The 12,170-nt window shown below is 68.4% G+C and carries 9 protein-coding genes; 5 read left to right on the top strand and 4 right to left on the bottom strand.

Going from position 1 to position 12,170, the window contains the following annotated elements; genetic code table 11:
* Nucleotides 1-9 precede the first annotated feature (9 nt).
* The 3 genes from ASC59_RS05120 to ASC59_RS05110 are packed head-to-tail and all read left to right on the top strand — an operon-like array spanning nucleotide 10 to nucleotide 1,783.
* Nucleotides 10-699, top strand: a complete 690-nt coding sequence (locus tag ASC59_RS05120) for a lytic transglycosylase domain-containing protein (RefSeq protein ID WP_235492576.1) — start codon at nucleotides 10-12, stop codon at nucleotides 697-699.
* A gap of 23 nt (nucleotides 700-722) precedes the next feature.
* Nucleotides 723-1,025: a hypothetical protein gene (locus ASC59_RS05115; protein ID WP_055819087.1), complete on the top strand. Its 303-nt coding sequence runs from the start codon at nucleotides 723-725 to the stop codon at nucleotides 1,023-1,025.
* Nucleotides 1,026-1,051: 26 nt separating this feature from the next.
* On the top strand, nucleotides 1,052-1,783 hold the full coding sequence (locus tag ASC59_RS05110) for an alpha/beta hydrolase (protein ID WP_055819084.1): 732 nt from the start codon (nucleotides 1,052-1,054) through the stop codon (nucleotides 1,781-1,783).
* 55 nt (nucleotides 1,784-1,838) lie between these two features.
* Here the strand turns inward: ASC59_RS05110 and ASC59_RS05105 are convergent, their stop codons facing one another.
* Entirely contained in the window at nucleotides 1,839-2,903 is a 1,065-nt protein-coding gene (locus ASC59_RS05105; RefSeq protein ID WP_055819081.1) for an AI-2E family transporter, read from the bottom strand.
* A gap of 27 nt (nucleotides 2,904-2,930) precedes the next feature.
* On the bottom strand, nucleotides 2,931-4,541 hold the full coding sequence (locus tag ASC59_RS05100; RefSeq protein ID WP_055819078.1) for a DivIVA domain-containing protein: 1,611 nt from the start codon (nucleotides 4,539-4,541) through the stop codon (nucleotides 2,931-2,933).
* A gap of 184 nt (nucleotides 4,542-4,725) precedes the next feature.
* Here ASC59_RS05100 and ASC59_RS05095 point away from each other — a divergent pair, with 184 nt between their 5' ends.
* Both ASC59_RS05095 and ASC59_RS05090 read left to right on the top strand, forming a co-directional pair.
* The gene (locus ASC59_RS05095) at nucleotides 4,726-6,657 is read left to right on the top strand and encodes a hypothetical protein (RefSeq protein WP_055819075.1); all 1,932 of its coding nucleotides are present in this window, start codon (nucleotides 4,726-4,728) and stop codon (nucleotides 6,655-6,657) included.
* Entirely contained in the window at nucleotides 6,654-7,634 is a 981-nt protein-coding gene (locus tag ASC59_RS05090; protein WP_055819072.1) for a tetratricopeptide repeat protein, read from the top strand. Before ASC59_RS05095 ends, ASC59_RS05090 begins: the two co-directional genes overlap by 4 nt.
* Before the next feature lie 230 nt (nucleotides 7,635-7,864).
* Here the strand turns inward: ASC59_RS05090 and glgB are convergent, their stop codons facing one another.
* Together glgB and ASC59_RS05080 are read right to left on the bottom strand one after the other, a co-directional pair.
* Entirely contained in the window at nucleotides 7,865-10,081 is a 2,217-nt protein-coding gene (gene glgB, locus ASC59_RS05085; RefSeq protein WP_055819069.1) for a 1,4-alpha-glucan branching protein GlgB, read from the bottom strand.
* On the bottom strand, nucleotides 10,078-12,114 hold the full coding sequence (locus tag ASC59_RS05080) for an alpha-1,4-glucan--maltose-1-phosphate maltosyltransferase (RefSeq protein WP_200942332.1): 2,037 nt from the start codon (nucleotides 12,112-12,114) through the stop codon (nucleotides 10,078-10,080). Before ASC59_RS05080 ends, glgB begins: the two co-directional genes overlap by 4 nt.
* Nucleotides 12,115-12,170 lie beyond the last annotated feature (56 nt).

Raw genomic sequence — 12,170 nt, 5'->3', positions numbered from 1 at the left:
CGAGGAATCGTGGGTAGGCATTCCGGAGTACTCGTCCCCGTCAAGACCGCTGTCGCGGTGGCGACACCGATGAAGCGACCCGCCCCGGTCCGTCCCCGCTCCCGGTCTCGCGCGGCACTCTTCGTCTTCGCCTTCGCCGCCAGTGCGGCTTTCGTCCTCGTGAACGTGGTCGACCCGTACTCGGGCGCAACAGCATCCCCCTACTTCCGCGTGCCGCAGGCGTACGACCCATCCGACGTGCAGGCTCTCGACGTCGCCGGCGAGTACGAGGTGACGATCCAGCGAGACGGCTACGACGTCATGGCCAAGCCCGAGCCTGAGCCCGTGATCATCGAGCCGGCTGCCGTCGAGGAGGAGGCGGGTTCGAGCTGGGCTCCTCCCGCAGGAGATCCCGACCCCGGATCGGCTCAGGCGATCGCCCTCGACATGGTGCACGCCCGCGGCTGGGGCGACGGCGAATTCGGCTGTCTCGTGGCCCTGTGGGACCGCGAGTCCGGCTGGAACGTCTACGCCAGCAACAGCTCGAGCGGAGCCTACGGAATCCCGCAGGCGCTTCCGGGCTCGAAGATGGGCAGCGCCGGCGGCGACTGGGAGACCAACCCCGCCACCCAGATCGCCTGGGGACTCGGCTACATCGGCGACCGCTACGGCAGCCCCTGCGGTGCGTGGGCGCACTCCGAGGACGCCGGCTGGTACTGAGCCGCCGCGCTTAGACTGGACCCATGCCCCGCTCCAACCGTCCGCCGCAGCGCGGGCGCGGCCGGGGAGATGACGAGCCCGACGACGACCTGAGCCGTCTCATGGCGGGCTGGCGGCGCACGGAGACCAAGCGCGACGGAAGCTGGAACGTGCAGCCGGTATCGAGTCCTCAGGCCGTCAAGAGCTATGTGTGCCCCGGATGCTCCCTCGCCATCGATCCTGGCATCGCCCACGTCGTCGCCTGGCGTGCCGACGCCCTGCTCGGCGATGCCGCCGCGCTGGCCGATCGTCGGCACTGGCACAACCACTGCTGGCGCATCCGCTGACGGATGCAGCACGAGAAGAGGATTCGTTGACAGACACCGCGACGCAGGAGATCCGTGGAGGCATCGACCTTCCGGCCGTCCGTGAGGACATCGAGCTGCGCACGAGCGACGGGCTGAGGCTCGTCGGCGAGCTCGCGCTGCCGCTCGACCGCCCGCCGGTGGCGACGCTCGTCACGCTGCATCCGCTGCCCACCCACGGCGGCTTCATGGACTCGCACATCCTGCGCAAGGCTGCGGGACGACTGCCGGCACTGGCCGACCTCGCCGTGCTCCGCTTCAACACCCGGGGGACGACGTCGCCCCGGGGCACGAGCGACGGCGCCTTCGGCGACGGCGTGACCGAGAGCGAGGACGTGGCAGCGGCGATGGACTTCGTGGCCGAGCGCGGCCTGCCGCATCCGTGGTTGGTGGGCTGGTCGTTCGGAACGGAGCTCGCCCTGAAGCACGGCCTGGAGCATCCGATCGAAGGCGTCATCCTGCTCTCCCCGCCGCTGCGTCGGACCAGTCCGGCCGAGCTGGCCCGTTGGGCGGGCAGCGGACACCCGATGGTCGCCCTCGTTCCCGAGCACGATGACTTTTTGCAGCCGCCCGAGGCGCTGGAGAAGTTCGCCGCGGTTCCCGAGGCCGAGGTGATCGGCGTCGACGACGCGAAGCACCTCTGGGTGGGGGAGACGCAGACTCGCCGCGTGCTCGACGAGATCGTGCGCGTCGTGAACCCCGCCGCACTGCCGCTCCCGACGCGCTGGCCGGCCGACTAGACCGGCGCCGGACCGGCCGCACGGCCGCTCCGTCGTCTCGGCGCCGGCTCCGCTCTCAGAGCTCGTTCTGCCTGGGGATCACGACCTGCTTGATGATCAGGATGATCGACGCGGCGACGGGGATGGCGATGAGTGCCCCGAGAATGCCGAGCAGCGCGCCACCGGCGAGGGCCGCGATGACGACGACGGAACCGGGCACGGCGACGGCGCGGCTCATGATGCGCGGGCTCAGCACATATGCCTCCACCTGCATGTAGACGAGGTAGTAGATCGCGGCGACGAGGGCCGTGAGTGGGGAACCGAGCCCCGGGATGAGGCACACCAGCACGATGATGACCGATCCTGAGATCGTACCGATCAGGGGGATGATCGACAGGAAGAACGCTATGAACGCGAGCACGGCCGGGAAGGGCGCCTGGATGATCGACAGGAAGATGAAGCTGAGCACGCCGTTGATGAGGCCGAGGCTCACCTGACCCACGACGAATCGACCCACGGATGCCGTGATCTGCTCTGTCAGGTCTGAGAACCGTTCGCGCTTGGATGCCGGCACCAGCTGGTAGGTCGCACGCTTGATCGATCCGAGCGACGCCGTGAAGTACAGCGTCAGGATGAGCACGATGATCACTGCGAACACCCCGGCACCGATGCCGATGCCGATCGCCAGCACTCCGCCGGCGAGGTCCCCGACCTTGGTCGGGTCCGCCACGAAGTCATTGATCGACTTGGTGATGCTGTCGGCGATCAGCGGAACGTCGAAGGCCGGGAACTGGTCCTGCAGCTGGCCGATGAAGTCGGGACTCGCCACCCGGTCGACGATCGACGGGATCTGGGTGATGAACTTCGAGGTCTCCGACACGATGATCGGCACGACGAGCAGGACGAGCCCCGCGACGAGGCCGAGCACGCCGACCAGAACCACGAGGATCGCCGCCCAGCGCGGCCACCGCTTCGACTCGAGCCACGAGACCACGGGGTCGAGGCCGAGAGCGAGGAAGAGGGCCGCTCCGACGTAGGTGAGGATCGTCGAGAGCTGCACCACCGAGAAGATGATGAGCAGGCCGAGGCCCACGCCGAGCGTTCCGATCAGGCCGAGCCTGAAGGCATTCTGGATCTTCACGGATTCAGCGCTCCGGCTCGGCGGCGGCTATTCGCCGTCGGCCCGAACCTGCTCGGCCTGCTTGAGCACGCTGCGCAGGCTCTCGAAGTAGCCGGCGACGGCGTCGCGCTCGATGCGGATCTGGGAGAGGCGGTCCTCGGCGTCGGAGACGAGAGCACGGGTGCGCTCGTCTGCTTCGGCGATGAGTTCCTTGGCACGGGCCTCGGCCTCGCTGATCGCCTCGGCGGCATCCGACTCGGCCTGGGAGACCAGGGCACGCGACTCGGCCTTGGCCTCGGTGTCGAGGCGGTCAGCCTCAGCACGGTTCTCCTTGGTGCGAGCGATGGCCTCCGCGAGCTGGGCGTTCGCGTCGTCGAGGAACTTCTGCGTCTGGGAGACCGCCTCCTGATGGCGAGCCAGATGCTCCTGCTCCGCCTCGTCGCGGCGGGCCTTGAGCTCGACATCGAGGTCGATGCGGGCCTGCTCGGTCTCCCGACGCAGCTTGCCGACCTCGTGGTCGGCCTTCTTGCGCATGGCCGAGAGCTGGTTCTCGAGATCGATGCGCGCCTGCTCGGCATCCGCCTCGAAGTCGGCCTTGGCCTGATCGTGCTCGAGGGCGAGGTCGGCACGGGACTGCTCGACGTCGGCGTCGTGACGGGCGCGCAGACGCGCCAGCTCGTGCTCCAGCCGCTGCTTGGCCGCCTCGGAGTCGCGGGCGAGATCGGTCTTGGCCTGCTCGCGTTCGAGGGCGAGCTCTGCGCGGGTCGCGTCGATCTCGCGCTGCAGGTCGGTGCGCTGCTGGGTGAGCTCGTGGTCGAGCGCCGTGCGGGCCTCGGCGATCTCGGCGTCGATGGCCTGGCGCGCCTCCGCGCTCTCGCGCTCGAGGTCGAGGCGAGCCTGCTCGGTCTCGCGGGCGAGGTCGATCCGGGCCTGCTCGGTCTCGCGGGCGAGTGTCGCGCGGGCCTGATCGAGCTCGAGGGCGACCTCCGCCCGGGTCTGCTCGGTCTCTTGGGCGAGGCCCGCGGCGGCCTCGCGGGCCTCGGATGCCTCGCGGTTGGCCACGACGAGGATCTCGGCGGCCTCGTGCTCGGCCTCGGCGCGGATCGCGGCGGTCTCCCGCTTGGCCGTGGCGCGCAGCTCTGCTGCCTCGGTGGCGATGGCTCCGCGGATGGCCGAGGCGTCGCGTGCGGCATCCTGCGTCAGAAGCTCCTGCTGCTCCTTGGCACGGGTGACGACATCGTCGGCCTCGATGCGTGCGTCGTCGAGGATGCGCGCTGCCTTGCCTCTGGCGTCGTTGAGAACGCGCTCGGCCTGGTCGTTGGCCTGGCTGCGGATCTTCTCGACCTCGCCGGATGCCGAACTGCGCAGCTTCTCGGCGTCGATGTCAGCCTGGGCGATGAGACGGGTGGACTGCTCCTCGGCGACGCGGAGGGTGTTCTCCAGCTTGGTGCCGAGGCCTGAGAACGTCGGGCTGCCGACCTCCTCGAGTTCGGCGCTCAGCTCGTCGATGCGGGCGTTGAGACGCTTGATGTCCTTGGCGGCCTCGGTGGCGTGGTTGTTCGACGTGATGACATCGCGGCGCAGTCCCTGGATGACCTTGTCGACCTCGTCCCGGTCGTATCCGCGGAAGACCTGGGTGAACTCTGTCTCGTCGGCCACTTAACACTCCTTGTCGATGCGGCAGCCGGGGGGAGCATGCACGCCGCTGATGATTTTAGTGGGTGTCGCCCTGCTATCGCATACGACCCCATCCGGGGCGGGCGGTGAGTGCTGAGGGGACTCTCAGGAGTCGATCCGTTAGTCTGGGGGGTCTGTGCATCCGGCACACGAGGAGAGTTCTTACGTGCGATTCGTTCTAGCCATTGCGGCGTTCTTCGTCGCGGCAGTGATGATCGCGTTCGGCATCGCCCAGCGCACCGTGCTGCTCGAACCGTCGAGCATCGAGCTGGCCGTCACCACCCAGGATGGCGATCCGTACTCCGTCATCGACGCGAGCGCGCTGCTCGCCCACCCCGGAGCGCAGACCGTGAAGGTCTCAGGGTCGGGGCCCGTGATGATGGCCCTCGGCCGTGCCGCCGACGTCACCGCCTGGATCGGTGAGGAGCCGTTCGAGACCGTCCGCTTCGACAAGAAGACGAATGAACTGACGACGAAGGCTCCCGCGCCCGCCGAGGATCCGACTCCGTCCCCGACGCCGACGGCGTCTCCGACGGAGACACCGAGCCCCGGCGCCACCACCCCAGCTCCTCCCGCCACTGCAGAGGACGCGGCGGCAGATGCCGCAGCCGACGCCACCGCAGACGCGGCAGCCAAGGTGGCCGATCCGACGGCCAACCCGGCGGGCAGCGACCTCTGGCTCGAGGAGTACTCCGGAACCGGCAGCGTCAGCGCGACCCTCAGCATCCCCGAGGGCTACTCGCTCCTCGTCGCCGGCGACGGCAGCGAGCCGGCTCCATCGAAGATCACGATCACGTGGCCGCTCGACAACTCGACGCCGTGGGCCGGCCCGCTCATCGTCGGCGGTCTCGTGCTGCTGTTGGTCGGCCTCGTGAGCTACCTGTTGGCGCTTCTTCACCTGCGCCGTTCCCGTCGACCGCGACGCAATATGCCGAAGGGGCCCCGGATGCCGAAGCTTCCCCGAGCGCCGAAGCCGAAGACCATCAAAGAAGTGACCGGGAGCGGTGGCGGGCGACGTGCGATCGGCCGCGCACCCCGCGTCGCCGTGCTGCCCGTCATCCTGATCGGCGGCCTGGCCCTGAGCGGATGCTCGGCGGACTACTGGCCGACCTTCGGACCGGAGCCGACCACATCGGCATCGGCCTCGGCGACGGCCACCTCCGATTCCACCCCGGAGCCCATCGCCGACGAGGACATCAAACCCCCGGCCGTCACGGTGCCCCAGCTGGAGCGCATCGTGCGCAAGATCGCGGTTCTGGCCGGCGACGCCGACAAGGCGCTGAACGTCGACGCGATCAAGACCCGGTTCACGGGGCCGGCCCTGAAGCTGCGCGAGGCCAATTACAAGGTGCGGGCCACCCTTCCGGATGAACCGGCTCCTGACGCGATCCCGGCATCGCCGGTCGTGGTGACGGCCCCCCAGCAGACGGACTCCTGGCCGCGCCTCGTGATGACGGTCATCCAGAACCAGGATGACCCGACGACGAAGCCGACGGCCCTCGTGATGACCCAGGAATCGCCACGAGCCAACTACCTCGTTCGCTACGCGGTCTCGCTCACCGCCGACGCCACGGTGCCGGGGCTCGCTCCGGCCGTGATCGGGTCCCCGATCGTGGCGCCGGACTCCGAGTTCCTGTTGCTGCCGCCCAATCAGGTGGCCGCGGCCTACTCCGACATCATTCTCCAGGGCGACAAGAGCCAGTACTACCCGCTCTTCGACACCGAGAGCGATCCGCTGCTCGCCCAGGTCGGCGTCGCCACGAAGGAGAAGCGCCGCGCGGATCTGCCGGCAACGGCGGCGATCGAGTTCACGAACGAGCCCGGGGAGGGTCTCACCTTCGCGCTCGCGACGAACGACTCCGGCGCCGTCGTCACCGCCAACATCGAGGAGACAGAGACGGTGAAGCCGATCGATGGCGGCACCGTGTCGCCGCAGAACGCGGCCAAGGCCTACTCGGGTGTCGAGAACTCCGCCAAGGGCGTGACCCAGACCTATGGCGACCAGATCCTGTTCTACGTTCCTCCTGCGGGTTCGACCGAGAAGATCAAGCTCCTCGGCTTCTCGCAGGGACTCGTCTCTGCCTCGGAGGTACCGTGACCAACCTGCCCCCTCTGCCGTCCCGCCTGAGCGGTGCGGTCGATCTCTCCTCGCTGGCGAACCGGCCCAAGCCCGGCGCCCCGGGTACTCCGGGAGGCGCATCCGGTGCCGGAGTCGGCGGAGCGCCGTCGGGCGCGGCGGTCCAGGTCCCGAGCCTGGTGCTGAACGGAACCGATGAGAACTTCGGCGAGGTGCTCGAGCTCTCGCAGCACGTGCCCGTGATCGTCGACCTGGCCGCCGACTGGGCTGAGGAGTCTGTGGCGTTCACCGCCGTACTGCAGAGGCTCGTGCGCGGTTTCGGTGGCCGCCTCGTGCTGGCGACGGTGCAGGCGGAGGCCAACCCGCAGCTCGCGCAGGCGTTCCGGGTGGAGTCGGTCCCGACCACAGCGGCCATCGTGTCCGGCCAGCCGGTTCCGCTGTTCGCCGGCGTCGTTCCCGAGGAGCAGGTGCGTGGAGTGCTCGAGCAGTTGCTGCAGCTCGCCGCTCAGAACGGCGTCACCGGAACGGCATCCGCTCTCGATGCCGATGCCGCGACCGAGAGCCCCGAGCCCGTCGAGAAGCCGTTGCCCCCGCACCACGCCGAGGCCTATGCGGCCATCGAGGCCGGCGACTACCCCGCGGCCATCGGCCACTACAAGACGGCGATCGCCCAGAATCCGGCCGATCACGAGGCCGTCGCCGGTCTCGCCCAGGTGAGCCTGCTCTTCCGCCTGCAGGGCAAGACCATCGACCAGATCCGGAACGGCGCTGCTGCAGAACCAGACGACCTCGACGCCCAGCTCGACGTCGCAGACCTCGACCTGTCGGGTGGACACATCGACGATGCCTTCGATCGCCTGCTGACGGTGTTCCCGAAGCTCGATGCAGCCGGCAAGAACGTGGTGCGGGAGCGCCTGCTGGAGCTCTTCGAGGTCGTCGGCCTCGAAGACCCCCGCGTGGCTCCGGCCCGTCGTCGGTTGACGGCGCTGCTGTACTGACGCTCGCTGCTTCCCGCCGTCTCCCGCTTCCCGCTGATCGAGGAGCGCCCGTCTCCCGCTGATCGAGTAGCCGCTTCCCGCTGATCGAGTAGCGCCCGAGCGGAGCGAGGTCGCGTATCGAGATCACAGTGGTCTCGATACGGCTGTTCGCTCCGCTCACGGCCTACTCGACCAGCGGTGGCGGCATACTCGACCAGCGGTGGCGGCCTACTCGACCAGGGGTGGCCCGCTCAGCGACGCAGTTTCAGCCACAACCCGCCGAGAGGCGGCAGGGTGACCGCCGCCGAGGCGGGACGCCCTGCCCATGGGGTGTCGGTCGCCTCGACGCCGCCGAGATTGCCCACCCCGGAACCGCCGTAGGCTTCGGCATCCGTGTTGATGATCTCGTCCCAGCGTCCGGCGATGGGCAGGCCCACCCGATAATCACTGTGCGGGTTGCCGGCGAAGTTCATGATGCAGGCGATCACGTCGTCGTTGCCGTCCTTGCGGAGGAACGAGACGACGTTCTGCTCGGCTGCACCGCCGTCGATCCACTCGAAGCCGCTCGAGTCGTTGTCGAGGGCCCACAGGCTCGGGTTCTCCCGGTAGACGCGGTTGAGTGCTCCCACGAGGTCGAAGAGGCCTCGGTGGCTCGGCTGGTCGAGCACCCACCAGTCCAGTCCGCGCTCCTCGCTCCACTCCGACGGCTGACCGAACTCCTGGCCCATGAAGATCAACTGCTTGCCGGGGTGCGCCCACATGAAGGCGAGGTATGCGCGCACGTTGGCGAGCTTCTGCCAATGATCGCCGGGCATCTTGGCCAGCAGTGAGCCCTTGCCGTGCACGACTTCGTCGTGGCTGATCGGCAGCATGAAGTTCTCGCTGAACGCATAGAGGAAGGAGAACGTGATCTCGCTGTGGTGGTAGGACCTGTACATCGGGTCCTCCTGGATGTACTGCAACGAGTCGTGCATCCAGCCCATGTTCCACTTGAAGCCGAAGCCGAGCCCGCCCGCCGACGTGGGCGCGGTGACGCCCTTCCAGCTCGTCGACTCCTCGGCGATCATCACGACGCCGGGGTTGCGCTTGTAGGCGGTGGCGGTGGCCTCCTGCAGGAACGAGATCGCCTCGAGGTTCTCGCGGCCGCCGTGGATGTTCGGCTCCCACTCGCCGTCCTTGCGGGAGTAGTCGAGGTAGAGCATCGAGGCGACGGCGTCGACGCGCAGGCCGTCGACGTGGAACTCCTCGAGCCAGAACAAGGCGTTCGCGACGAGGAAGTTGCGCACCTGGCGGTTGCCGAAGTCGAAGACCAGGGTTCCCCAGTCCTTCTGCTCGCCGCGCCGCGGGTCGGGGTGCTCGTAGAGGGGCGCACCGTCGAAGTTGGCCAGCGCCCACTCGTCCTTGGGGAAGTGCCCCGGCACCCAGTCCATGAGCACGCCGATGCCGGCCTGGTGCAGCCGGTCGATCAGGTAGCGCAGGTCGTCGGGGTGGCCGTAGCGACTGGTCACCGCGTAGTAGCCGGTGACCTGGTACCCCCACGATCCGCCGAACGGATGCTCGGCCAGCGGCATGAACTCGACGTGCGTGAAGCCCAGCTCGCCGACGTACTCGATCAGCTGATCGGCCGCGTCGCGGTAGTTCAGGCCCGGCCGCCACGAGCCGAAGTGCAGCTCGTACACACTCATCGGGTCGTCGTGCACGTCGTGCGAGGCGCGGTTCGTCATCCACGCGTCGTCGTTCCAGGTGTAGCTCGATTCGCCGATGACGGATGCCGTCGCTGGAGGAACCTCCGTGTACCTGGCCATCGGGTCTGCCCGCCGCACCCACTCGCCGCCCTGGGTGAGCAGCTCGAACTTGTAGGCGCTGCCCGTGCTCAACTCCGGCACGAAGATCTCCCAGACACCAGACCCGCCCATGCTGCGCATCGAGTGCTGCATCCCGTCCCACCCGTTGAAGTCGCCGATGACGCGCACGGCGCGGGCGCGAGGTGCCCAGACGGTGAAGGACGTTCCCCGTGTGCTGGCCGTGACCCCGAGGTGCTCGCGGTAGTGCGCCCCGAGGACGTCCCACAGTCGCTCGTGCCTGCCCTCTCCGATGAGGTGCAGGTCGAGCTCGCCGATCGACGGCAGGTAGCGATACGGGTCGTCGGCGACCCAGTGGGCGCCGTCGGCGTAACGGGTCTCCAGGGTGTAGTCCTGCACGCCGAGGACGCTCACGCCCTGCCAGATGCCGTAGCCGATGTGCGCGAGTTCGATGTGGGCGCCGGAGCGGAGCACGGCGTGCACGCTCTCGGCGAGCGGGCGCAGCGCCCTGATGACCGTGACGGGCTCGCCGACGCCGTCGGCGTCGACGAGGTGCTGGCCCAGCACGGAGTGCGGGTCGAAGTGGCTGCCCGTCGCGAGCGTCGCCAGCAGTTCGTGGGAGAGTTCGGGCAGCCCCAGGGCGACCTCGGCGTCGTCGCGTGTCATGCGGGGATTCCCTTCGATGCTGCATCCGTCGCTGAGACGGGTCGGACGTGGAGGATGTGCACCGGTGTCGTGAACGAGTCGAGGCGCACGTAGTTGTGCTCGCCCCAGGTCCACACCGAACCTGTGACGAGGTCGTGCACCTCGAATGGCGCATCGGCTGCCATGCCGAACGCCGTCGGGTCGAGGTGCACCGTCGTCTCGCGCACCGAGTGCGGGTCGACGTTGGCGACGACGATGATCGAGTCGGATTCCCCGGTCGGCGTGAAGGCTCCGTCGATGTGCTTGGAGAACACCAGCACCGAGTCGTCGTCGCTGCCGTGGAAGCGGATGTTGCGCAGCTGGCCGAGGGCCGGATGCGTGGACCGGATGTGGTTCAGGATGCCGATGAACAGGGCGAGCGAGCGCTCGGACTTCTCGGCGGCGGCGAAGTCACGCGGTTTGTACTCGTACTTCTCGTTGTCGATGGCCTCCTCGGCGCCGGGCCGTGCGACGGCCTCGAACAGCTCGAAGCCCGAGTAGACGCCCCAGGTCGGTGCCATCGTCGCTGCGAGGGCCGCCCGGATGGTGAAGGCCGCCGGCCCGCCGAACTGCAGGTACTCGGTGAGGATGTCCGGCGTGTTCACGAACAGGTTCGGGCGGAGGAAGTCGGCTGTCTCCGTCGACAGCGAGGTGAGGAATTCCTCGAGCTCCTCCTTGGTGTTGCGCCAGGTGAAGTAGGTGTACGACTGCTGGAATCCGACCTTCGCGAGTGCCTGCAGGAGTGCTGGCCTCGTGAACGCCTCCGCGAGGAACACGATGTCGGGGTTCTCGGCATTGACCGTGCCGATGAGCCACTCCCAGAAGTCGAGCGGCTTGGTGTGCGGGTTGTCGACTCGGAAGATGCGCACACCCTGCGCGATCCAGTGCCTGATGAGCCGCAGCGACTCCTGCCGGATTCCCTCCGGGTCGTTGTCGAAGTTGATCGGATAGATGTCCTGGTACTTCTTCGGCGGGTTCTCGGCGAAGGCGATGGTGCCGTCCGGCAGGGTGGTGAACCACTCGGGGTGCTCCTTCACCCACGGGTGGTCCGGGGATGCCTGCAGGGCGAAGTCGAGCGCGATCTCCAGCCCGGCCTCCCGGGCCTTGCCGACGAAGTAGCGGAAGTCGGCGAGGGTGCCGAGGTCGGGATGGATGGCGTCGTGCCCGCCCTCGGCGGAGCCGATGGCCCACGGTGACCCCGGATCGTTGGGTCCGGCGTCGAGGGTGTTGTTCGGGCCCTTGCGGAACGAGCGGCCGATCGGGTGGATGGGGGGCAGGTACAGCACGTCGAAGCCCATCGCCGCGACGGCGGGCAGCCGCTTCGCCGCTGTGCGGAAGGTTCCGCTCTTCCATGATCCGTCTGGGAGCTTCTTCGCACCCTCGGAGCGAGGGAAGAACTCGTACCACGACCCGCGTCCGGCCCTGGTGCGCTCGACACGGATGACGCGCGGAGCCGAGTGCGACTCGAGGCTCGCGACGGGGTGGCGCCCGATGATCTCGTGCAGGCGGGGGTCGGCCGAGACGGCCAGTCGGGCGGCATTCGGCTTGGAGGCATCGCCCAGCTTCTTCGCGGCGGCGCTCAGGAGCCTGCGGTCGGCGAGAGGGCGGGCCTTGTCTGCTCCAGCACCCGCGAGCAGCTGCGCTCCGATCGTGAACATCAGCTCGACGTCGACACCGGCCGGAACCTTGAGCTCGGCGTTGTGCACCCAGGTCTCGAAGTCGTCGGCGAACGCCCGCACGCGCCAGGTCCACTCGCCCTGCACGTCGAGGAGCACCTGCGCCTCCCAGCGATCGGTGCCGGCCGCGAGCGGAGTCATCCGGTGCACGGATGCCGCGCCAGTCGGGTCCGTGATCACCAGCTCGACGCCGATGAGGTCATGACCCTCCCTGAAGGCTGTCGCGCGGAAGGGAACCACCTCCCCGACGAAGGCCTTCGCCGGCCACAGATCATCGTTGATCTGCGGGGAGAGGTCGAGAACGGGGATACGGCCTGCTGACACTGTTGTGAAGCTCACTGTCCGACCGTAGCGCGATCAGGGGGCGGCGCGCTGAGGGTTGACGTTTACACGCC

Origin of the sequence: Leifsonia sp. Root1293 (assembly GCF_001425325.1) — a bacterium.
GTDB lineage: Bacteria > Actinomycetota > Actinomycetes > Actinomycetales > Microbacteriaceae > Orlajensenia.
This window is presented reverse-complemented; position numbering and strand designations above follow the sequence as displayed.